We start from the raw sequence: 23841 nt of genomic DNA on the forward strand, positions 1-23841 counted from the left end.
TTCAACTTCGCTGCGTTAGTCTTGAAAAAGCGGCGGAGCGGGCGATGAGTTCAGGCGAAACAGAGCACGGTGTACACACTCCTGGGGACCTCTACCAGCGCCGCCTCGATCAGCTTAAGAGCAAGCAGGCAATCGACGAAGCCGCGGAGAAACAGCTTGGCTACTCGAAGCTGGTTGTCGCCTTCGTAACCATCGCAGCCGCCGTCGTACTCCTTTGGCATACCAAGTTCCTGGTTCTGCTCCTCGTGCCCGCCGGGGTGTTCGTCTACCTTGCCGTCCGGCACGAGAACCGCCTGCAGCAGATTCGACATCGTCTTCGGTCCATTACCTTCTACGAACGCGGCCTCGCCCGACTTCAGGATCGATGGGCCGGCACAAACGAAACCGGCGAGCGCTTTCTAAACCCAGCTCATCCGTACGCGCGCGATCTCGACATCTTCGGTCCGGCATCTCTGTTCGAGCTTCTTTGCACCGCGCGAACAAGGGCCGGGGAAGACACGCTCGCAGATTGGCTGCTGCACCCGGCGCCCGTCGCTGAGCTCGCGTTGCGGCATGGCGCCATCGCCGACCTGAAGCTCCGCACCGACCTTCGGGAGCAGTTGTTCTGTCTCGGCGAAACCGTGCGCGCCGGAGTGCATCCTGACGCGCTTGCTAGCTGGGGCGAGCGCAAGCCGCTGCTGAGCGATCGTTCGATTCGCGTTACGAGCACCATGCTCGCCTTGCTGTGGATCGCCGGTCTGATCGCCTGGGGTGCATGGGGCCTGGGCTCGGCTGCCCTGGCAATCTCGGCACTGAACTTGGCCTGGGCGCATCGCATTCACGGGCGTTGGGATGAAGCTGCCGACAAAATCGAAGAGGCGACGCACGACCTCGACATCCTCGCCGGGGTGCTTCGCCTCATCGACCGCAGCCAATTTGAAGCACCGAAGCTGACTGCCATTCAGGCCCGGTTGCGGCACGCGAACTTCGCACCTTCTGACGCGATTCGCCGGCTTGATCGCATCGTCGGCTACCTCGAGAACCGGCGCAACCCGGCGATGCGGCTCCTGGACGTGCTTGTCTTCTGGAGCGCGCAGTGCGTATTTCGCGCAGAAAGATGGCAGCTTGAGTTCGGGCCCCATATCCGCGAGTGGCTTGAGGCTGTTGGTGAGTTCGAGGCGTTAACCGCTCTTGCGGCATACGCATTCGAACATCCGGCGGACGTTTTGCCGGAACTCGTCAATGACGGGCCGCTGTTCGACGCAGTATCGATGGCGCATCCGCTCTTGCCTCAGGACAAGGCAATCCGCAATGACGTGAAGTTTGGCGACGGACTTCAGCTCATCGTCCTCAGCGGCCCAAATATGGCAGGGAAGAGCACCTTCATCCGCAGCGTCGGCGTGAATGCAGTGCTCGCGCAGTGCGGTGCGCCGGTCAGAGCCGCGTCGCTCAAGCTTTCGCCTCTCTCCGTTGCAGCCTCCATCTGCGTCCTCGATTCGCTCTCTGGAGGAACATCGCGCTTCTACGCGGAAATTCAGCGACTGAAAGTCGCCGAAGATCTCGCTGCAGGCGAAACTCCCGTCCTCTTCCTAATGGATGAACTTCTCTCCGGCACCAACTCCCACGATCGCCTCGAAGGTACGCGTCTCATTGTGCGCAGCCTGATCGATCGCGGCGCAATCGGCATCGTCAGCACACACGACCTTGCGCTTGCGGAGATACCCGCCACGATGCCGGACCGAGCGGTGAACTGTCACTTCGAAGACCGTCTCGAGAACGGCCGGCTGATATTCGACTACAAACTTAAGCCAGGTGTGGTGAAGACAAGTAATGCACTGGAGCTCATGAGGTCCATCGGCCTGGGCATCCAGCCCCAACCGCGCTAGACGTCCCACCAGTCGAATAGCGTCATGCGGGGATAGTAAAGGCCTGCGCGGATCTGAGTTTCGCTGCCGTGTAGATTGCGCAAAATGGATGCATACATCTCAAGCTGCGGCGCGAATGTCTTCCGCAGGGCGGCAATTGCTGATGCAGAGTCTTGCGATTCCACTCGCGCTGTCTTGTAGTCAACGATCCAGAGAGCGTCATCGCCCTCCGACAACGGATTTACTCCAGCGTGGAACATCCGATCGATTCGGATCTGGTGCAGCGTGCCGGATAACGTTCCTGCCCACCCGGCTTCGGTCGCCGACTCTCGATGCGGCGACAAGATCCACTGGCCATGCTGTTCATACGTCGCTTTGAACGCAATCTCGTATGCCTCTCTGCTGATCGTGTCCGCATCTGCCTTCGCGACCCCGAGCGCGCGGATCGCGGCGATCGTGCGGGCGCGGAGTCCCTCGAGTGCCGTGCGGCATTGCTCCCATTCCATCGACTGCCGAAGCCGGCTCAGCTCTTCGAGCAGCTTGTGAACCGCGTTCCCAAGCGCCCTCGAAATGAGCCCCCCCTCGTGACGTGTATAGCTTTGCGGTTCGCCGAGTCCGACAACTTCCGCCGGTGGCCGCCTGGCGAAGCCTGGGGCTGCGCTGCTGAAGTCCGACGGAAGCCGGTGAATCACGGTTGTCCTGGGCGGCGAGGGCATGACGATGAGATTGTCCCTGCCGCCGGCGGCAATCGAGGTCAAAACGAGTTCATTGCCGGAAGAGTCCACCCGCTGCGCAGTTCTTGTGCGTGCATCGAACCGCGCCTGTATCTCCTCTCCCAGGGCAGGCCACGCTGTCGCCAGCAGGCACCTTGAGGGCTCTGTCAGTTTCTCCGTCCCGTCCGCATCGACTTTGTAGGTGGCTTGCGCGAATAGATGCAGTTCCTCCCGCGCCCGTGTTGCTGCCACGTAGAGCAGCCGCCGCATCTCCTGGCTCTCGCGATCGCGTCGCGCCTTGTCGACCCATCTCTTCGCAGCGCCCGCGTCGGCGCCTTTGTACTGTACCGGCGCGATCAGGAACTCGGTCAGTGCACCCTCTTCATCAGGCTCCGGCAATCCACGCTCGAGCCACGACAAGAGATCCACCGATCCCCGGCCGCCCTGCGCGTGGAGATCGGGAACGATCACAACCTCGAACTCCAGACCCTTGGATTTATGGATGGTCATCAGCTGCACGCCGGCATCCGTGCTGCTGCCCGGATCCGGCAGAGCGCAGAGATCCGCAAGCGCTGCATCGAGCGCCGGACCAACGAGATCCGCCTCCCCATTCGGCAGACTGTCGAGCAGCCTCCAATAGAGAGCAAGGTTCGCCCTCGCAGCCTCATCCACGCAGGCATCTCCGCCCGCTTCTCTCCAAATCTGCTCAATCAGCGTCCCTGTTGCTGCCGTCGGCATTGCCAGTCGCAACTCGCTCATCGATGAGCAGGCCGAAAGCACACGTTCGGCAGCCAAGCGCGATTCTGCGGAGAGCATGCTTAATCTTTCGCGCAAAAGCTGCGGAACCGGGGCAGCGGCGCGTGAGCCCTCATCTATCCCTGCAACATCGTGCAGTTCCGCCAGGCTCAGGCCGCACCAGGGCGCGCGCAGCACACCCAGCCACGCCACACGATCCTGCGGATTGAAAAGGGCGCGGGTGAGCATGACCGCATCCAGAATCTCCGGGCGATCGCGAAGATTCTCAAGCTCGACAGCGCGGAAGGGAATTCCTGCCTCGCGCAGCGCGGCTGCAACAGGTGCCAGTGCGGTGCGAGCCCTTCCCAGAACTGCGATCCGGTACTTCCTGCCCGAAGCACGGGCCTTCTCTGCGCGCTCAAGATAGTCGCGGATCAGCCCCACAATTCCGCTGGTCTGTGCTTCCCGGGCGGCCTGCCTCTCTGCCGCGATCTCCTGCTTTCTTCGCACGGCCTCCGCATCGTTTGCGCCGCCCCCTCGGGGCGACTGCACAAACTCCACATGCAGATCGAGGCGCTTCCCGGGAGCAGTTGCCGCGGGCCGGGCAGCCTCTGCTCGGGCGAATTCGATTCCACTTCCATCCGCAGCCTCGAAGATCTTCTCAAAGGTCTCGTTGAGTTCGGCGACGAGTTGCGGCTCGGTCCGAAAGTTCGCCGAAAGCGCGACCGGCGCGAGAGGGTAGGACTCGTCGCCCGTGAGTTCAAATCCGTAATCTTTGACTCGCGTGAAAAGCTCGGCTTCGGCATCCCGAAAGAAGTAGATCGACTGCATCGGATCACCGACCACGAACACCGTGCGGCCCGCGACGTCGGGCCACGCCTCGATCAGGGCTGTCACAAACTCATGCTGCCGGCGGCTCGTGTCCTGGAACTCGTCGATGAGCAGGTGATGGATGTCGTCCGCCACAGCCTGCGCCGCGTCGCTGGGCAGGTTGTCGTCGCCCAGCAAAACCTGTTTCGCGATCTGCGCAACCTCGACGAAGTCCACCGCACCTGCTTCTGCAAACACCGTCTTCAACTCCGCGGCGGCATGCCGCAGCAGCAGGAAACTTGCGCGAATGATCTGCCAGTCTTCCTCGCTGTATCGGGCGGGGGGAAGCGATCGTATGCGCCCGAGCGCTTTATCAAGGCCCGGCACGTCACCCAGCCGCTCCAGCAGATCCTGCATCCGGAGTTTTTCGTCGAGATGCTCCTTGGGAAATCCGAGGCGCGCATCGATGTTTCTCCGGATAACTCCATCATCCTTCAGCAGCAGCTTCGCCACGCATGCGTACGCGCCGCGCGCCTCTTCCAGAGCCTCGTGACTGTCATGCGGGCCCGACGGGAAGTCAGCCAGCTCCGCGAGGCCGCCATACCTTTCTCCAGCGCCGTTTGAACAGGCAAACTGGGCCAGTTGGTGAGCCTCGCTCCGATCCTCCTCTGTCAACATCTCTTCAAGCGCAGTGAGTGCATCGCGAACAGCCCTGGCCATCGGCCTCTCCAGCCGTTCCCGCAGTGCGTCCCAGTCCTGTTTGCGATCCAGCACAAAGCCCTGCATCCACCTGTCCCGCTGACCGAGCATTCTGACGAGGAGGTCCAGTAGCTCCTTCCAACTGTTATCCCGCCACAGAAGCAGATCGCGAATGGCAGCGCTCAGTTCTGGATAGCGCGTGTCTCCAAGCTTCTCGAGCGTGGCTTGCGCGGCGATTGCGTAGAGTTCCGCCGGCCTCTCATTGATTTCGAGGCTGTTGCCGATACCCGAGAAGATGGGCTGCTGCATGGCGAGGTCCCGGCAGAACGAATCGATGGTGGAAATGCGAAGCTGCGAAGAAAGCTCGATCAAGCGCCAATTCAGCTTTTTCGAGTGTTCAAGCGCGCGCGATGCCAACGCTTCCATCGATCCATCTGCGAAAGATTGATGGGACGGCCCGGCTGCCGATCTTTCCTCCGCGCTTTCCAGCTCTTCAAGAATTCGGTTTCGCATCTCCGCAGCAGCGGCCCTTGTAAACGTGATTGCTACGATGCGCCTGGGATCATCCACCTCTGCGAGCAGACGCAGAAATCGCCGCGTGAGCAGATCGGTCTTCCCCGATCCCGCCGGAGCCTGCACCAACACTGACAGCTTCGGGTCGAGAGCGACATTGCGTTGCTGCTGGTCGGGCGGAACAGGGAAAGGCGAGCTATTCGGGCGCATCGATCTGCTCCCCGTCCTGCAACTCGCCCGGCTTTTCGAAACGCCGGCGATTTTCTGGTTCCTGAATGCGGCAGACCGGCTGCAGCCCGCATTGCTCGCAGGTCTTCGGATAGTCTCGTGGATCGACCTCTGCTCGCCCGCGGACAAACTCCTCCGCGAGAGATTCGATGTATCCCTTCCACGCGTCTTCTTCGCCGGACGTAAGCTTCCGCTTCACCAGCAGGCTGTTGCCCTTGAGATCTGGATCGAGTGTGCCTTTCGCGTCCGCGACCCGGCCGGCAAAGCAGGTGTCTCCGGTTCGAACCCGTGCAAACACCAGCCCGCCACTCGCAGGCCCGGCGTAGCTGTCGAACAGGGATCGCTGCAGAGGAGCCAGCCCGAATAGCTTATACAGCGGCAGCTGCACATCATCGGGGCGTGGCAGGTCCCACGCCTTCGGATCCACCGTGCCCGTCTTGTAATCGACGACAAGTTGCGAGCCGTCATGGAGGCGGTCCACGCGATCGAGCCGCAGATTCATGTTCAGACCTGCTATCGTTACGGCGCTCTTCGCCTCTGTCGCATCCACGGTGAATGGGACCCGCCTTGTTTCGAACAGAAGCCATTCGGTAATCAAGCGCGTGAGCCGCGACTCTTCGAGATCGAGATACATCGCCGGCATCTGCTCCCGTACCTGTCCAGGCACGCCCGCTTCCATCACGCTGTTCACGTGCTTCCGCACGAACTTGGGTAGATCTTCGGTGTCGATCTTCATCAGATCGCCATGGCTTCGGATGCCCTTCGGACGCCCTGACCAGATCGAATGCAACACATCATGCAGGATCTGTCCGCGCTGCTTAGCATTGAGTCCGTTCTCCGCCGGATCCCAGCTTCGTGCTCCGAGTCTGGCCGTCGCGAACGCCTTGAAAGGGCATTGCGACTGAGCTGACAGAACGGCGGAACCCCCGTGAAGATGTCCCCCGGTGTAGGGAATTCTGCTGAAGTCCTCCGTCGCATAGGTTGCGGGCGTCTCGTGCGGTGGTGGAAGCATATCTTGCGGAATCGGCGCTGCTTCCCCCACCATCTGCAGCATCAGCCGCGAGGGACGGCTCTCGACATCTCCCTTATGCGAGGCGAAGCTGAAGTGTACCGACGGCGCTGACGCCAGCAGCCGCGTTGTAATCGCCTTGGAAAACTCCCAGTCTGCGAGATGAGACGAATGCGGCATCCCATACTCGCGCTGAACGTGCAGCGGCAGAAATGGATGTGTCGAAGCTACGGCCGGCCACGATTCCTCATCCGCACCCAGAAACCAGATCGCGTCCGCGGTAAGCCCGGCCGACTCTGCCGGACCCGCAATCTGAATCGGCGCATCCGCCGACTGCGGTGCAAACAGAATCTCGCCTGCCGCGTGCTCCAGCTCAGCCAGAAATTCAGTCCAGGTGAGCCGGCGTCCATCAAACCCGAGAGATCCGGCCGTGTCGATGGCCTGTGTCCACCTGCGCTGCTGCTGGAACTCGATGCTGTTCTGCGGAAGTGCGCCGCGCCAGCCCATCTCCGCCAGCAGGCCCGACACTTTGTCTGCCCAGCTGACCGGGCTTTGCGAGTGAAGCTGTTCCTTCAGGCTGCGCTGGGCAGTGATTAACCTGCGCCCCCACTCCTGCGGAAGCGCCGAAGCCGGAGCATGATTGAGAAAGCCCTGCAACTCCCATCGCGGTCGCTGCTCGTCGCGCGATCTCAGCAGTCGCATAGCCAACTGCAGAGCAGAAGATTCATCGTCGTTAGCCGCAAAGCCGGACGCGAACAGCCAGTCCAACTCGGTTTCGCTCAGAGGTGTGTGCAGCCACCGAAGCAGCAGCAGCGCCGAGCGCACAAGAGGTATTTGGGTAAGCGGAGCGCCAAGCGAGAACTCGAACAGGGAGGTGCCCGCGCGATTTCCGAATCTCAGGAAGGCGCGCTCGATCTCGCCTCTCCTCTGTGCCTGCTCCTGCGTAATGACAAGGATCCTCCGCTCCGGATGTTCGGCGAGTTGGCGCTGGCACCAGAACGCGCAGGCCTCGACTTCTGTCTGCCCGTCGGGAGCCGAGTAGAAGTGCGTTTGCGAGCCGATCGACTCGGATTCGAAAACGTGCCACGGGCCCCAGACGTCGAAAAGCTCCCGCTGTACGGGAAGTATCCGGTCGAATCCCGCCAGCCGCACCGGCTCGCGCGGTGATGAGTCATCGCGCAAGTACGTGATGAGCTCAAGCGGAACACGGCTCGTGCTGCTCAGACTCTTTTTACGGCACTCCTTGTTGAACTCGGAGAGCCAGCCGCTGAAGGCCCCGGCGTCCTGCTCCCACCCCGCGCGGGCCTCGTCTCGGAGCAATCGCGGCGTGTAAGCGCAGATCAGCTCGTGTGCTTCCATCGCCATGGCTGCAAGGCGACGAATCGACGCCGGCAGCGCGGTGGGCAAATACTGATCGCTTCGGACGATCTCCGACCAGATAGCCAATTCCTGGGCGGCGTTCAGCAGCAGATGGCCTTCGCTGTTGCGCTCCTCCCAGGCGGTCCGGGCAAACGCGTTCCAGTCCGCCACTCTTGGTGCCGGCCACGCCTTGAGCCCCTCAGACCGGCGTCGGCGATGGAAAGCCGCGAGAATGGCACGCGCAGCGCGATCGCTCGATGCGACAACAAGGCCGCCCTCGCGCAACCATGCGTCAACGCTGGCCCCAGGTTGAGTGCCCATACCTGCGTTATACGCCGTTCGACGCCGACGTTCTCTGTGGGAAACAGGGCGCTCCTAAACCCCGCGAACCAGAGGTATTTCCGAGCCAGAGCCCGGTTGTAAACTGGTGAGTGATACGTACATTTCTGGTGCTCGCAGTGATCGCGATGTCGATGGCTACCGGCTGTCACCGGCAGCAGGCGGCGCCTTCCGGCTCGGCCGCGGAGAGTTCGTACAAGATCTACAAGCTGCGAGGGAAGGTCGTCTCGATAAACGCCGCCACCGGCGAGGTCACCATCAACCATGAAGCGATTCCGGGCTTCATGGAAGCCATGACCATGCCCTACAAGCTCAAAGACCCGAACATCCTCAGCGAGCTTCATCCAGGCGACGTTCTCGCCGCCGATCTTCTTGTATCGCAGGAGTCCGATGCGGACGTTGTTCTCGACCACATCGTGGTGGTCGCGCAGGGCAAGCCCGACTACAAGCCTGCGACGATCTATCACGTCCCCGCGCAGGGCGATGCCGTTCCCGATTTCAAGCTGCGCAACCAGGACGGCCGCATCATCCATCTCCATCAGTTTCGCGGCAAAAACCTGCTCATCACGTTTATCTACACACGCTGCCCGCTGCCGAATTTCTGCCCGCTCGTCACGCGCAACTTCGCCAGCATTGATAAGCAGCTTTCAGCCGATCCAAAGCTGAAAGGGAAGACGCATCTACTTTGCGTAAGCTTCGACCCGGAGCATGACACGCCCGAGCGCCTGAAGGCCTACGGCGAGGAGTACATCGGGAGCAGCTCTAAATTTGCATTTGCTAACTGGGACTTCGCCGTGCCCGAGCCTGCGGTGCTCAAGGAAATGGCAAAGTTCTTCGACGTCGGAATGACCACCGAACAGGACCAGACCATCACGCACACGCTTTCAACCACTCTCGTGGGACGCGATGGTAAGGTGGTCAAGTTCTACCCGGGCAATGAGTGGACAGCGGACCAGGTTGTGGTAGACGTGAAGCAGTCGCTGGGCGCGTGATCGAAGCAGGAAGTTCAAAGAACAGGAGCTTGAGACAGACAATGGCCGGCTTGAATATTCGCAAAGACGCTGAAATCGACTTTCTTTCGCTCGGTGCGCTGGTGCACCGGCTCGATCCCGGCGTCATTCCGTTCCGCAAAGCAACGGAGTGCCAGATCCACGTCAGCGGAGGCGAATTCAACGTTGCTGCGAATCTCTCCAATTGCTTTGGCCTCAAGACCGAGATCGTCTCCGCCATGTCCGACTACCCGATCGGCGATCTGATCGCTGAGCGCGTGCTTGCAATGGGCGTAAAGCCCATCTACAAGCATTTCAAGCACGACGGCGTTACAGGCCCCAACATGGCGACCGTGTACAGCGATCGCGGGTTCGGCCTGCGCGGCCCCGTCGTCTTCTACAACCGGGCCAATGAGGCGGCTGCGCAGCTCAAGCCCGGTGACTTCGACTGGAAGACCATCTTCGCGCGTGGAGTTCGCTGGGTTCACTGCGGCGGAATCTTCGCGGCGCTCTCTGCAACAACCGCGCAGCTTGCTGCTGAGATGATGCGGGAAGCCAAGGCCGCCGGCGCGGTCACATCATTCGACCTCAATTTCCGCGAAAAGCTCTGGAAGATCCACGGCGGCGACACGCATGCCGTCGAGACGATCAACACCATTGTCGAGAATGTCGACGTCCTGGTCGGCAACGAAGAAGACTTGCAGAAGGGTCTCGGCATCCCTGGCCCCGAGGTCGCCGCCAAATCCAAACTCGATCCAAGCGTCTTCTTCGGAATGATGGCCGGGGTTGCGAAGAAGCTGCCCAAGGTCAAGATCGTGGCTACCACATTGCGTGAGGTGCACTCCACCAGCCGGCATAGCTGGAGCGCAGTCGCATGGATTGAAGGCAATACCTACACCGCTCCAACCGCCGAGCTTGAGGTTCTCGACCGTGTTGGTGGAGGCGATGGCTTCGCCGCCGGTTTCATCTACGGATTGCTCGCAGGCGAAGAGCCCGAAGCCGCCCTCAAACTCGGATGGGCGCACGGAGCGCTGCTCACCACCTTCCCGGGCGACACCACCATGGCCACGCTCGACCAGGTGCGTGCTTTCGCCAAGGGAGGTTCGGCGCGTATCCAGCGCTAGCTGCAGCCGATTCTCCGAGTCGCAGGGTCCCGCTGCCGCATCCTTTAGGCTGATATCCTTGCGTCAGCCTCAAGGAGAGGCCCTGTTTGGCAAAAGTCACTGTGGTATTTGCGGTTCTGCTGATTGCCCTCGGTCTGATCGGATACTTCGGCACCGGCGCGCAGCATGCCACCGCCCTTATCCCAACCTGGTTCGGCGCAGCACTCGGCATGTTCGGCCTCCTGGCCATGAGCCCCGATGAGGGCCGGCGCAAGCTCTTCATGCACATCAACGTCACGCTCGGCCTGCTCGGCTTCATCGGCGTCGGCGTCGAATCCCTTCGCGGCTATCTCGCCGCCAGCCATGCCGGCAGACAGCCCGATATGATCGCGCTGGCTTCCAAGCTCACCATGACAGGCCTGCTGCTGGTCTACGTCATCCTTTGCGTACGGTCATTCATAGCTGCGAGACGCTCGAGGTTGGTCTAAATCCATGGGAACAATGCGCGGTCACGGGATGGGAATGAGCTCGAGTGCGGAGAGGTCTCCGCGCGGCGGCAGCGCCCGCCTTCGCGCGAATGCTGACCTGCCCAAGCGCAAGCCCAACCTTAAGAAGCTCTGGCCTGAGATCAAAGCCCTGATTGCCCCTCGAAAAGGGTTGTTGGCAGGTGGCATGGCCTTGATGGCCGTGAATCGGGTTGCAGGATTGGTGCTCCCCTATACGTCGAAGACTCTGCTGGATAAGGTGCTTTCACCGACCAACCCGCATCCTGAGTTGCTGGGCAAAATCATAGCCCTCGTCTTCTCAGCGATGATCGTGCAGGCCATCACGTCTTTCTCCTTGACGCAGTTGCTCTCCAAGGCCGGTCAGCGGTTGATCGCCGAAATGCGGAGGCAGGTGCAGAAGCACGTCGGCCTTTTATCCGTGGCCTATTACGACGAGAATCGCACCGGAACACTGGTAGCGCGAATCATGTCTGACGTCGAAGGCGTGCGCAACCTGGTTGGCACCGGGTTGGTGGAATTCGTGGGCGGCCTTTTGACTGCGGTCCTGGCGTTCGTTTTTCTGCTGCATCGCAGTGCCACCGTCACGCTGACTGTGTTCGCGGTGGTAGGCCTGTTTGTCTTCGTTCTTCAATATGCGTTCAAGAAGATCCGGCCTATATTCCGGGAGCGCGCCAAAATCAATTCAGAGGTGACCGGCCGGCTGACTGAATCACTGGGCGGAGTGCGTGTGATCAAGGGCTATCACGCAGAAGAACGCGAAGCCAGCGTGTTCGCCTTGGGAGTCGAGAGGCTGCTGAACAATGTAATGAAGTCGCTCACGCTGACAAGCGTACTTGGGTCGGCTTCTACTACGGTGTTGGGGTTGGTTTCCGCGCTGGTGATGTGGCTCGGCGGCCACGCCGTGTTGAACCACACTTGGACCGTTGGCGACTACTTCAGCTACAACATGTTCCTGGCCATCATGGTCATGCCGATCTTCCAGATCGTGAACATCGGCACGCAGCTCACTGAGGCATTTGCTGGTCTCGATCGAACCCGGGAAATCATGTCGGAGTTAGAGGAGAACCAGGATCCAAAGCGAAAGCTGAGCATGCCCCCCATCGAAGGCAATGTGCGCTTCGAGAACGTAGAGTTTGCATACGAGACCGATAAACCCGTTCTGCACGGCATCAGCTTTGAGGCGCAGCCGGGAACGGTGACGGCCCTGGTGGGTTCGTCGGGTTCAGGCAAGTCAACAGTGATCAGTCTGGTCTGCGCATTCCACACCCCGACAAGCGGGCAGGTGCTTGTGGACGGGATCGATCTGGCAACGGTGAATCTGAACACATATCGATCGCAGTTGGGCGTGGTGTTGCAGGATTCGTTTTTGTTCGACGGATCGATTCGAGAGAATATCTTGTTTTCGCGGCCGGAGGCGACCGAAGAGCAGTTCCTCTTCGCCTGCCGTACCGCCCGCGTCGACGAATTCGCCGAGCGCTTCCCCGAGGGTTACGACACCATTGTGGGCGAGCGCGGCGTCAAGCTCTCAGGCGGCCAGCGCCAGCGCCTCTCCATCGCCCGGGCTCTCCTTGCCCAGCCCCGGATCCTGATCCTCGACGAGGCAACCAGCTCGCTCGATTCAGAGTCGGAAGCGATGATCCAGGCAGGATTGAACCAGCTCATGGTGGGCCGGACCACTTTCGTGATCGCCCACCGGCTTTCTACAATTCGGCGGGCCGACCAGATCCTGGTTGTGGAGCAGGGAAGGATCGTGGAACGCGGCAACCACGCAGCTCTGTTTGCCCTGGGGGGCCGCTACTACGACCTCTACACCCGCCAGCATGGGCTTGAGGAGAATCTCTTCCTGGCCCCCGGCGAGGGCGACGAAGTCCCGGCCTGATTTCATCCCACCAAACGGACGCGGTTGCTTTCGGTCTAACCGATTCATTCCCCGGCATTTAGATGCCAATTTCTTGACGTAAATCCCATATCTTGAGAAACTAAGGATGTACTTTTTGACGGAATAAAGGACCACTATGCGAGATTCAGCCCCTCAGGGCACCTACAAAGTTCAGGCACTTGATCGGGCCTTTGCTGTACTTGATCTACTTGGCGAAAGCGAGGTCCCCCTGGGACTGGCGCAGGTAGCATCGTCGCTGCAACTGCACAAGAGTACCGCCCACCGCTTCCTCATGGTGCTGGAACGCCACCGCATGGTCGAACGGACCGTCAACGGCAAGTTCCGCCTGGGACTGCGGCTCTTTGACTTCGGAAACCGTGCGATCGAGCAGTATGACCTGCGCGAGCGCGCCCAGCCCCACCTCCGCCGCCTCGTAGCCGAAACCGAAGAGACCGCCCACCTCTGCATCCTCGAGCAGGCCCGGGTGATCTACATCGACAAGATCGAGCCGGCCCGCTCCGTCCGCATGATTACCCGCATCGGCTCCAGCAATCCCATTCACTGCACCTCGGTGGGGAAGGCGATGCTGGCCTTCCTTCCCGAAGATCGCATCAACGACATCATCCGACGTACCCGCTTCGAGAAGTTCACCCACCGCACCATCTCATCGGCCGAGGCGCTGCGTACGGAAATCGAGAAGACCCGCCGCCGTGGCTATGCCGTTGACGATGAGGAATTGGAAGAAGGGCTCCGCTGCATCGCCGTTCCGCTGCTCGACGCCCAGCGCCAGCCGGTGGCAGCCGTCAGCGTCTCTGGGCCATCCTTCCGGGTGACAGCGCAAAAGCTGCCCTCGATTGCCAATCACTTGCTGCAATGCGTCCGCGGCATCTCCGTGGACATGGGCTTCACCGCGGCGCGGAACAACCGCCCGGCTGCCGCCTGGACGGCATGACCGGTACTAGGTCAAAACCGACGCTCCGGCGCAAATTTAGCGCCGGAGCGTCGCCGAACCTCCTAACGAAACAAAACGTACGTACATTTTCCATCACACGGATCCGCTGCTCACAAAATTACATTCCCCTGACATTCCTCTGCCGCGCTGCCTGTAGGCTTCCATAATCAGCATTCCACTACCCCGGGGCCAAAGTTGCTTGCTCACACTCACGGATCGAAGAAGTTGATTTTGTGCCGAGCGGGCGTCAATTCTTTAATACCGCAGGAGAAGTTCATGCAGTCGCAACGTCGCCCGGGACCTGCATCATCGAAACCCCAAGCCGCGGATCCAGCTGTATCTGAAGCGCGGATGCGCGAGATCCTCAAGGAAGTGCAGTTGCTGCTGGAGTCCTATGCGCCAGCCTGGTACACAGAGGCCCTGAGCAAAAAAATCGAAGCGGCACTGAAAAAATAGCCCTCCCCCTCCCCCTCGATCTTCACTCGCTTCCTCGACCTTCGATCCTATTCCTCTGCGGAGAACGGCACAACTCCCCCGGGCAGCATTACACCTGCTTTGTTAATATCCTCCCGACTCAATTTTCCACGGGAGAACCACATCTACATGATCGATCGACGCAGCTTTCTGATTGCCGGCGGCATCACCGCTCTGGCTTCGACGCGAGTTTTCGCCGCCAATGAACGGCTTCGTATCGGCGTAATCGGCGCAGGCGGGCGCATGCACGGGCTGCTCAACTCGGCGGAAAAAACCGGCGTCCCCTTCGAGATCGTCTCCGTAAGCGATGTGTACACTCCGCACCGCGAAGAGGTGAAGACGCGCGCCAGCGCAACGAATGCGACGACGTGCATGGACTTCAACCAGGTCCTCGACGACAAGAGCATCGACGCCGTGATCATTGCCACGCCCGACCATTGGCACGTGCGCATCGCCTCGGCGGCAATCGCAGCAGGGAAGGACGTCTACCTCGAGAAGCCGGTAACGCACACGCTTGAAGAGGGCGAGACTCTGCGCAAGAGCGTGCGCGGAAGCAAGCAGGTTCTGCAATGCGGCATGCAGCAGCGGAGCTGGACCCACTTCCGCAATGCAGTCGAGCTGATTCAGGGCGGCGCGCTCGGGCAGGTCACCCAGGTGCGCACCTACTGGTGGCAGAACTACGGAATGAGCTGGATCCCCAGGCCGATCGATGAGTCGCAGCTGGACTGGAAGCAGTGGCTGGGCGGCGCGCCCGATCAGCCCTTCACGCTGGAAAAGTACCATCGCTGGCGGTGGTTCTGGAACTTCGGCGGCGGCGCTATGACCGATCTGTTCACGCACTGGATTGACGTGGCGCAGTGGGCCATGAAAGCCGACGAGCCGAGCACGGCCTTCATGCTCGGCGACAAACGCGTCTTCAAGCAGTGGGAGTGCCCGGATACGATTCAGGCTGCCTTCCGCTACCCGGAGTTCGACGTGGTCTACGAAGGAATGATGAGTTCCTCGATCGACGACGGAGGCCTCGAGTTCCGCGGGACTGACGCTACCTTGAAGATCAACCGTTCGCGCATGGGCGTGTACCGTGAAGGCGTCAAGGACGAGCGTAATCCCATCCTGAAGGAGGAGAGTTTCGAGGATGGCACTGACACGCACATGCGCAACTTCTTCGAGTGCATCAAGTCTCGCAAGGAGCCGAACGCACCGGTCGAAACCGGCATCGCCGCGGCCAGAGCTGGACATATCGGAAATCTTGCGTACCGTCGCGGCGGAATGACGAACTGGCCAGTCTCGTCAGGCAAGTGAGTGGCCATGCGTAGTTCGTTATGTCCTTTCCTCATTGGTGTGCTCTCGTGCCTTTGCGCCCCGGTGATCTCACTCGCAATCGAGACCGGCGCGCCCGTTATCAGCCGCATCGACCCGCCAAATTGGTGGCCATCGCTGCCCGATCCCATGCTGCTGGTGTACGGCCGCAATCTGCAAAATGCCAAATTCAAAGTGCGGGGAAGCCGTGTCCGGATCGAACGTGCGCAGCCGTCTGCAAATGGCCACTATGCCTTCCTGCAGCTCTCAACGAAGAGTGCGGGAGCACAGCACCTGCGGATCACGGCTGCGAGCGCTGAAGGTACTACCGCCGCTGACTGGGAGTTGAAGCCGCGTGAGCCGGAAACCGGGCGGCATCAGGGGTTCAGTCCGGCGGACGTGATGTACCTGATCATGACGGACCGCTTTGCCGACGGCGATCCCAATAACAATCAGCCCGGCTACGATCCTGCAGCGCCGCGCGGCTGGCACGGCGGAGATCTGCGTGGCGTCGATGCGCACCTTGATTACATCCAGAAGCTCGGCGCAACCACGCTCTGGCTTACGCCAATTTTGTCTAACGGCAGCGAGAAGGATTCGTATCACGGCTACGCTGCGGCAGACATGTATGCCGTTGACTCGCATTTCGGCACTCTCAGCGATTACTTGAAGCTGGTGCGTGATCTGCATTCTCGCGACATGAAGATTGTCTTTGACATCGTGCCGAACCACATTGGCCTCGACAGCCCGTGGGTGCACGATCCGCCGGCGCCGGACTGGCTACATGGCACAGCCGAGCATCACACGCAGACCCGTTACAACATTCAGGAACTCGCCGACCCGCATGTCACTCCCGCAGATGGCTGGGACATCACGCACGGATGGTTTGTCGATTCCATGCCGGATCTGAATCAAGAGAACCCGCTCGTCGCGAAGTATCTAATCGAAAACGCAATCTGGTGGACCGAGACGGCGGGCCTGGATGGCCTCCGGGTCGATACCTTTCCGTATGTCGGCCGGGAGTTCTGGGCACAGTTTCATCGCGAACTGAACGCGGTCTACCCGAAGCTCACCACCGTGGGCGAAATCTACAACGGCGACCCAAAGCTGACGTCGTTCTTCGCGGGCGGCGTCGAGCATCAGGGCATAGATACGGGCCTGTACACGCCATTCGATTTCCCTGTCTTCTTCACCTTTCGCGACGTTCTCCTGCGCAACACGCCGATGTCGACGCTGAAAGAGCTTCTCGGTCAGGATTACCTTTATCCACATCCGGAGCGTCTCGTCACCTTCTTCGGCAATCACGACACAAAGCGCTTCATGTCTGAGCTGGGCGCAACTCCCCAGAAACTCAAGCTTGCATTCGTCCTCTTGGCGACACTCCGCGGCACGCCAGAACTCTACTCAGGCGACGAAATTGCAATGCTTGGAGCCGATGATCCCGACAACCGGCGGGACTTCCCCGGCGGCTTCAAATCAAGCAGCCACGATGCATTTGCAGCCGCAGGCCGTACGGCGGCCGAGCAGGAGATGTACGCGTGGACGACTGGTCTGTTCAAGCTGCGCGCTCAGCACCAAGCTTTCGCAACCGGCGAACAGCAGAATCTCACGGCAGACACAACCACATTCGCATTTCTGCGCGGCGAAAACCTCAACGCCGGATGCAAGCCCGGTAGCCCGGAGCGAATTCTCATCGCATTGAGCAAGGACCCTGCCGAGCGATCGGTGGAAATCCCCGTCGCGCAAACCGGCCTCGAAGGGTGCACGTCGTTCCGCCTGTTGTTCCCCATTCCTTCGGCCGAAGTGAAGCAGCAGGCCGGGAAAGTACTCGTTCCGCTCCAAGCGGGAGGCGCTGCGATCTTCTCGGTGCGTTGAAGCTTGTGCGAAAAGGACTTTCAGGTTTGTCTTGGAGCTATTTGCCTCTCGTGAATCTGCTGGCAAACTTCCTCAGCAACCCGCTGCGCTTCGACGCGACCGGATAGGGTGAGGATTCCTGCTGTGGTGCCGCCCATGAGGCTGCTGCTGGGCGTTGGGAACCTATCGGTTCGATATCCTCGCCCGCTCGCGCTCGCAGCATATCGAGCAATTCTTGAGGATGGACCGGTTCCGGTATGATTTCGAACTCGTAGCCCCGTTCGCTTGCGAGAGTTAATGGGCCAATCACCCAATCCCCGGAGCCGCCAGGTATGAGCATGATGTGGCACGAAGGCACGAGTCCGCGAACGGCTACAGCAGCCCATACCCCATTGAACTCGTCATACAACGGAACGATGCAGAGAATCGCAATGTCCGGTTTGATTGACAGAATGGGTTCAATCGCAGCTGAGTTGGCGTAAAAGGCCGTTGCGTCGACATTCGACTGACGCAGAATCGTCGCCAGGGTATCTGCGATGACTTTTTCGTGATGCGTGATCACGACCTTCATCTTTCGAGGCATTGGAGTGCAGTACCTCACCGGGTGACAAAAGTATACGTCTCAGTTCGTCGTCGCTATTCCTCGTCCCCCATCTCCAATTCATCTTCTCCGTTGCGATCGAACTCCCGCGTATCTAGATTGATCGCTCCCAGATGATGCTTCTGCAATGCAGCATTCAGCGCCTTTAGATCGGACTGCTTGAACTGCTGCCATTGCTCAATCAACCCAGCCAGCGGTTTCTCAGCAATGCTGAAGGCTTCCATCTGCGCTGATGTCGGTGCCTCATCGGCGTTTTCAATCGAGTGCTCGAGTCGCGCCAGCTGCATGCGAACGGAGGCCAGCGTTGGCGGCCCCGCCGGTCCGCGGCCGAACCCGCGCGGCCCGTGCTCCGGCCCGGCAATCGCATCGAGACGCGAGTCGATCGACGGCATCGACTGTCCCACCACCGGCTGGCCTTTGCGCGCCTCCATTTGCTCACGCAGAACGCTGATCTCGTGCAGCGCGGCAGTCGCCTTGATCAGGTCCTCATACATCTTCTTCGCGGCCGTAAACTGCTTCTCGAGATCTGCCTGCGAAGTCTTCACGCGCGGGTCCATCACGATCTTCAACGGCTCTGTCCGCGTCTTTCCGTTTGCCGTCAGTCGAACCGAATAGTCGCCCGGCAAAACCCACGGAGCAGTTGAGACTGGCGGCGTATTATGCGGCGTCGCGAGGTCATCGTCTGGACTCGTCGACATCCCGGGCACCTGCGGATACTGCATGTTCCACAAGAACCGGTGATGGCCTGAGGCCGACGACAACACCCGTGCTGGCCGTGCCCAGACGATCGGATCGGGATAGCGCGGATCGGCGGGCGGCACGGGATCGTTGCTGTTGAATCGTGCAATCGTCTGGCCTTGGCTGTCTGCAATCTCCAGCGAGACCACGCCTGTGACCCCCGGCCCAAGATAGTAATCAATCACCGCACCATCCGGAGGATTCGGCGTAGCAGGGAAGTCAGCCGGCCAGGGCGTTGGCGGATTCATGTCGTTGCGAACGCGGAGCGCCGTCTGCGGCTTGTATAGGTGCGCGCCCTCTGCCGCCGTCTCCGCTGCGATTTGCCGCAGCGGAGTAATGTCATCGAGAATGATGAATCCGCGTCCATGCGTTGCGGCAATCAGATCGTCATTCTTGATCTCGAGATCGCGTACCGAACTCGCCGGCATATTGAGTCGCAGCGATTGCCAGTGGTCTCCATCATCGAACGACACATAGACCTGCGTCTCCGACCCGGCGAAGAGCAGGCCCTTGCGCTTCGGGTCTTCGCGGATCGCGCTCGTAGCCGCACCGTTCGGAATTCCATTGTCGATCTCCGTCCAGCTCTTCCCCCCGTCGTGTGTGCGGAACAGATGTGCCCGCATGTCATCGAGCCTTAACGTATTGACCGCCGCGTAAGCGGTTTGCGCATCGAAGTGCCCGGCATCCATGTTGAAGACCTTCCAGAACGGCTTCAACTCCGGCGGAGTGACGTTAGCCCAGTGCGCCGCGCCGTCGGTCGTGGTCCAGATCAGTCCGTCGTCCGTGCCGGCCCAGATTCGATTCACATCAAGCGAAGAGAGTCCCAGCGCGTAGATCACTCCACGGCGGGATGCCTTTGCCGCGGGCGATTCCTTATATGCCGCGGCGCTCCCCGGCAGTTCCCACGTCTCACGCGAGAGATCAGGACTGATCTCCTTCCAGTCGTTACCGCCGTTCTCCGTCAGCCACAGTGTGTTCGCGGCAAAGTACAGCTTGTGCGGGTCCACCGGCGAAAACTGCAGCGGCTCGGTGCGAAGCACGCGATAGCTGCGCAGCGGCTTCGGCTCGACGTTCTGGATCTGCCCCGTGCGCCGATCGTAGCGAGTCACCTTGCCGCCGTACACGATGTCCGGATCGAGGGGGTCCGGCGCGGCGTAACCATACTCTTCGATTCCGGCTGGATGCCAGTCGTGAAACGTGATGCGCCCGTCGTTGCTGCGGCTCGGTACGCACGCTGAGCCTGAGTCCTGCTGCCCTCCGCAGACGCGGTATGGAAACGCATTGTCCGTCGTCGCATGATACATCTGCGCTGTGCCCTGGTTGTACCACTCGGCCCACGACTCCCCGCCGTTCTGTGAGACAACGACTCCCTGGTCGCTTGCGAGCGCAATGATCCGCGTGTTGTTCGGATTCACGAAGACATTCTGATAATCGTCTCCGCCTGGAGAGCCGCGCAGCGCAGTCCATGTCTTGCCTGCGTCCGTCGACTTCATGCAGACGATGCTCGCGACATACACCGTATCCGGGTCCTTCGGATCGACAACCGGCACCGGCACATCGCCTCCACCAATGCGCTCTTCGGGCCGCGCATCATCGTCCGGAGTGTGCACCCAGTGATCGCCGCCATCATCGGATCGATAGATGCCCACCGGTCCGTGCACCGCAGCAATCGCGCCGTAGATGCGCTTGGGGTTTGTCGGCGATATCGTGAGCTGGACCTGAAGAATCTGATCGGGAAGTCCATTGCCGCTGAGCTTCGTCCAGTGGTCGCCGCCATCGGTCGAGCGATACAGGCCTCCTTCCGTGCCGTCAAACGCACCGTTCTCCCAGGGAGCCTCTTGACGTTGCCACATACCAGCAAAAACGATTTGCGGATGTTGCGGATCGATCTGCACCTCGGAAGCGCCCGTGCGATCGCTGACAAACAGTACACGCTGAAAAGTCTTTCCACCATCCGTGCTTCGAAAGAGCCCGCGCTCCTGATTCGGGCCATACGGATGTCCTTCGACGGCGACGAAAAGGCGATTAGGATCGTGCGGATCAATGGCCAACTGCCCGATCTGCTGCCCGTCGCGCAACGCATCCAGATGCGTCCAGGTCTTGCCCGCGTCGGTGGATTTGTAAACCCCATCTCCGGTCGAGAGATCAGGCCGTTGCAGTCCTTCGCCGCTGCCCACGTAAATCGTATTCGGATCGCTCAGCGAGACCGCAATTGCCCCAATCGAGCCGCTCGATTGTTCATCCCAGATTGAGTGCCACGTTGACCCTGCATCGGTCGTCTTCCACACGCCGCCATTCACGGCGCCCAGGTAAAACGTCGCCGGCTCACTTGGCACTCCTGCGAGCGCCCGCGTGCGCCCCGCGCGCAGCGGACCAATCTCGCGCCAGCGCATATCCGAGAAGAGCTTCGGATCGACTTGCGCTTGCACAGAAGCGGATAGGGAGAAGAGCGAAAGTGCAACGAGAATATGCAAGCGTTTCAATGCGGCCTCCGGAAAATCAGATCCTGCAGGGTTACACGACAGATCGTTTCTATCTTGCTATTTTGCTCAGCTCGGATCCCGCAAGCAGAAATGCCCCTAGGCCGTACACGTAGCTTGAGGAAGGCTTGAACTGTCCGGGTTCCGCTCCAATCGGCTGAATCGACCCCAGCCGGCCGTCGGCGTAGATGTGCGTCAGCATGCCCTGCCAGCTCTTCGCCGCTACGGGCAGGTACTTCTTGCGATCGAGCAGCCCATGATGGACGCCCCAGGCAAGCCCGTATGTAAAAAACGCGGTACCTGAGACCTCCGGGTTGGGATACGAACCGGGATCGAGTAAACTCGCCCGCCACAACCCGTCTGCAGGTTGAAGGCTTGCGATGCGCTCCGCCATCTGCTTGTACTGCTCCACGTACTTCGCGCGCGTCGGGTAGTTTTCCGGCATGCGATCCAGAACCATCGCCAACCCTGCAAGCACCCAGCCGTTGCCGCGCGACCAGAAAACCTGCTGGCCGTTCGCTTCGTGCTGCGTCAGGTAGCGATCGTCGCGATAGTAGAGGCGCTCTGCGGGATCGTAAAGCGCTCCCGACGTAATCCACCACTCATGATCCATGAAGTCGATGTAGCGGTGATCGCTGGTCGCCGTAGAGAGTTGCGCCAGCACCTTGGGAGCCATGTAGAGCGCGTCGCACCACCACCAGAGGTTCTTCCCGGGTTCGTCGGGACGCGCGACGAGCTTGTCCATTCCTTCGCGAGTCGGATAGAGCTCTTCAGCCTCGTGACTCTCGCTGTAGAAAGTGAGGTACGTGAACCCGACGGCCTCGTCGTCGGCATGAGCGAAGCGCGGACCGAGCTGGAATTTGTAATCGCGCGCGACCTGCAGTACGCGGTTGTGGTACTTCTCATCGCCCGTCGTTTTCGACGCGGCAAGCAGGCCATCGTACAGAGCGGCGTAGGTCCAGTCGATGTTGTAGCGGCCTTCGGAGTGCTTGATCTGCCAGTCGGCGACCAGCTTCATCGCTCTCGTAATGTCGCGATGCTTCAGCTTTGGCGACAACCCAGTCGCAAGCGGGCCGGGATCATCCGGCTGATCGCCCGCGGCCGTTCGCTCATCCAACGGTGGACGGGTGGTGGTTTGAGCCTGCGAGAGCGGGACTACCGTGAGTACCAGCAGAGCCAGAGCAAGTGCCAGGCGAGGTTTCTTCATCTCGCAGATGAGATTACAAGAGTGCGCCCGCCCCTTGCCCAGACTCAGCCCGCAGCCTCAGTATCCGATCGTGAAGCGCTCCCGAATGTGAGCCGGCTTCTCGAGCTCATCCACCAGAGCGACGGCGTAGTCCTCAAACGAAATGCGGCTCTCGCCCTTGACATCGGTAACGAGCTGATCCTTGCCGAGACGGAATTTCCCAGTGCGCTGTCCCGGCTCGAAAAAACCCGCCGGGCTGAAGTAGGTCCACGGAATGTCGGACCCCCTGAGCAGATCGAGCGCCTTGGCATGCGACGTTGCGATCGGAACCCATGCGGCCGGCAAATGCCCGGACGAGAGAACCGTGACGCCCGGCGCCACTTCCAGCGAGGCTGCGCCGCCGACCACGATTAAGCGTGGGCCGCCTGCTTTGCGCACTGCTTCGATAAGTTGGCCGGTGACAGCCACCAGCTGGTCCGTGTCGTCCGGCGGCGGCATATAGGCGCTGACCACGGCATCGGCCCCCGAGATAATCTCCGCAATCCGCTCAACGCTGCCCAGATCATCGCGAACGGATTTGGTGCCGGCGGGCAGTTTTTCAGGATTGCGGACGGCTGCGGTCACGTCGTGACCACGAGACTGCAGTTCGCGAAGGATACGCGAGCCAGCGTTGCCGCTTGCGCCGTAAAGGACGACTTTCATGGATGCTTCACCTCAACCGTATGTTTTCCACGTGGTTCGATTGCTGAGCACGTTCGATCGATGCAGAATATCTTCCACGACGAGCATCAGGAGTGTGCCACAGGTGCGCCATACGCATCACATGGTTATGGCAGAGACTTGGGGCGACGTTGTTACAAAATTGAAGGCAGCTGCAGCAGAGCGCGGCAAAGCGATCACGGATGAGCAGGCTACAAGGGTGATTACGCGGGAGTATAGCGAGCTATTCCCTGAAGGGTACGATCCGATCGATCCGGCTCCGGAGATCTCCGCCGAGGAATACGAAAACCTGGCTGACCTGACAGATCTGGAAAAGTAGCCGGTTCGCCGGCAGGGAGAGGACGCGCTACTCCAGTGACGATTCGCGCTCCGCTTGCACGCTGATCTCGATCGTCTTGAGCGCGACGGCAATCCCGCCGAAAATGAGAGCAACCGAGATAGCATCGGATTGGCCGATCAGCCTTTGGCCGTGGCTGAATCCGCCAAACACGTGCGTCGCCAGCAGAAATGCTAGGCCGGTCAGCGTCATCAGGATTGCGGTCGTACTGCACAACAGCAGGAGAATGCTCGGAGCGGATCGCGTCGCGAGAATCATCGGACCTCCAGCGGATCTGGCTGGTCCTAACACTACACCGAGTGCCGCCGGCTGGAACGATTCCGTGGTAACCCCGCGATTACGATTTCTCTTCTCAACTGCGACCATCGTCATCAGAACCGTTCCGAAACCGCTGAACAAAACGACTTATCTCACGAGACCAGGCGGGCGCCAACGTTGATCTCACACATACTTCCGCACATTGTTTCCACGCGA

17 protein-coding genes are annotated in these 23841 nt (G+C 60.4%); 10 read left to right on the forward strand and 7 right to left on the reverse strand.

Features of this window, described 5'->3' with window-relative positions:
• Positions 1–44 precede the first annotated feature (44 nt).
• Positions 45–1865, forward strand: coding sequence for a MutS-related protein (locus DHV10_RS01495; RefSeq protein WP_109484550.1), 1821 nt, complete (start codon positions 45–47; stop codon positions 1863–1865).
• Here the strand turns inward: DHV10_RS01495 and DHV10_RS01500 are convergent.
• Both DHV10_RS01500 and DHV10_RS01505 read right to left on the reverse strand, forming a co-directional pair.
• Positions 1862–5524, reverse strand: coding sequence for a UvrD-helicase domain-containing protein (locus DHV10_RS01500; RefSeq protein WP_109484551.1), 3663 nt, complete (start codon positions 5522–5524; stop codon positions 1862–1864). The two genes, DHV10_RS01495 and DHV10_RS01500, sit on opposite strands and share 4 nt — an antisense overlap.
• Positions 5511–8231, reverse strand: coding sequence for a PD-(D/E)XK nuclease family protein (locus tag DHV10_RS01505; RefSeq protein WP_109484552.1), 2721 nt, complete (start codon positions 8229–8231; stop codon positions 5511–5513). The genes DHV10_RS01500 and DHV10_RS01505 overlap by 14 nt, the downstream gene beginning before the upstream one ends.
• Before the next feature lie 110 nt (positions 8232–8341).
• Between DHV10_RS01505 and DHV10_RS01510 the strand changes: the two genes are divergently transcribed.
• The 8 genes from DHV10_RS01510 (at position 8342) to DHV10_RS01545 (ending at position 17326) form a co-directional block, all read left to right on the forward strand.
• Positions 8342–9241: an SCO family protein gene (locus DHV10_RS01510; protein ID WP_239461243.1), complete on the forward strand. Its 900-nt coding sequence runs from the start codon at positions 8342–8344 to the stop codon at positions 9239–9241.
• Between the two features lie 41 nt (positions 9242–9282).
• The gene (locus DHV10_RS01515) at positions 9283–10362 is read left to right on the forward strand and encodes a PfkB family carbohydrate kinase (RefSeq protein ID WP_109484553.1); all 1080 of its coding nucleotides are present in this window, start codon (positions 9283–9285) and stop codon (positions 10360–10362) included.
• Between the two features lie 86 nt (positions 10363–10448).
• A complete protein-coding gene (locus tag DHV10_RS01520) occupies positions 10449–10829 on the forward strand; it encodes a hypothetical protein (protein WP_109484554.1) in 381 nt (126 codons plus the stop codon).
• Positions 10830–10833: 4 nt separating this feature from the next.
• On the forward strand, positions 10834–12726 hold the full coding sequence (locus DHV10_RS01525; protein WP_239461244.1) for an ABC transporter ATP-binding protein: 1893 nt from the start codon (positions 10834–10836) through the stop codon (positions 12724–12726).
• Between the two features lie 136 nt (positions 12727–12862).
• Positions 12863–13678, forward strand: a complete 816-nt coding sequence (locus tag DHV10_RS01530; RefSeq protein WP_109484556.1) for an IclR family transcriptional regulator — start codon at positions 12863–12865, stop codon at positions 13676–13678.
• A gap of 276 nt (positions 13679–13954) precedes the next feature.
• The gene (locus DHV10_RS01535; protein ID WP_109484557.1) at positions 13955–14134 is read left to right on the forward strand and encodes a hypothetical protein; all 180 of its coding nucleotides are present in this window, start codon (positions 13955–13957) and stop codon (positions 14132–14134) included.
• A gap of 147 nt (positions 14135–14281) precedes the next feature.
• Positions 14282–15454: a Gfo/Idh/MocA family protein gene (locus DHV10_RS01540; RefSeq protein WP_109484558.1), complete on the forward strand. Its 1173-nt coding sequence runs from the start codon at positions 14282–14284 to the stop codon at positions 15452–15454.
• A 63-nt stretch (positions 15455–15517) separates the two neighbouring features.
• Entirely contained in the window at positions 15518–17326 is a 1809-nt protein-coding gene (locus DHV10_RS01545) for an alpha-amylase family glycosyl hydrolase (protein ID WP_162601110.1), read from the forward strand.
• Between the two features lie 37 nt (positions 17327–17363).
• Here DHV10_RS01545 and DHV10_RS01550 read toward each other — a convergent pair whose 3' ends face one another.
• From DHV10_RS01550 to DHV10_RS01565, 4 genes are read right to left on the reverse strand one after another with little or no spacing between them, the layout of a single operon-like run.
• Positions 17364–17888: a hypothetical protein gene (locus DHV10_RS01550; RefSeq protein WP_109484560.1), complete on the reverse strand. Its 525-nt coding sequence runs from the start codon at positions 17886–17888 to the stop codon at positions 17364–17366.
• A gap of 53 nt (positions 17889–17941) precedes the next feature.
• Positions 17942–21127, reverse strand: a complete 3186-nt coding sequence (locus tag DHV10_RS01555) for a WD40/YVTN/BNR-like repeat-containing protein (RefSeq protein WP_239461245.1) — start codon at positions 21125–21127, stop codon at positions 17942–17944.
• A 49-nt stretch (positions 21128–21176) separates the two neighbouring features.
• Complete coding sequence (locus DHV10_RS01560) at positions 21177–22331, reverse strand: glycoside hydrolase family 88/105 protein (protein ID WP_109484561.1); 1155 nt, start codon at positions 22329–22331, stop codon at positions 21177–21179.
• A 57-nt stretch (positions 22332–22388) separates the two neighbouring features.
• A complete protein-coding gene (locus DHV10_RS01565) occupies positions 22389–23012 on the reverse strand; it encodes an NAD(P)-dependent oxidoreductase (protein WP_109484562.1) in 624 nt (207 codons plus the stop codon).
• 127 nt (positions 23013–23139) lie between these two features.
• Here DHV10_RS01565 and DHV10_RS01570 point away from each other — a divergent pair, with 127 nt between their 5' ends.
• Positions 23140–23349 (forward strand): hypothetical protein, encoded by a 210-nt coding sequence (locus tag DHV10_RS01570; RefSeq protein ID WP_162601111.1) that lies wholly within the window; start codon positions 23140–23142, stop codon positions 23347–23349.
• Positions 23350–23376: 27 nt separating this feature from the next.
• On the opposite strand, the gene DHV10_RS26875 is transcribed toward DHV10_RS01570, so the two are convergent.
• Positions 23377–23625, reverse strand: coding sequence for a hypothetical protein (locus DHV10_RS26875; protein WP_162601112.1), 249 nt, complete (start codon positions 23623–23625; stop codon positions 23377–23379).
• Positions 23626–23841 lie beyond the last annotated feature (216 nt).

It is taken from the genome of Occallatibacter savannae (genome assembly GCF_003131205.1).
Classification (GTDB): Bacteria; Acidobacteriota; Terriglobia; order Terriglobales; family Acidobacteriaceae; genus Telmatobacter; species Telmatobacter savannae.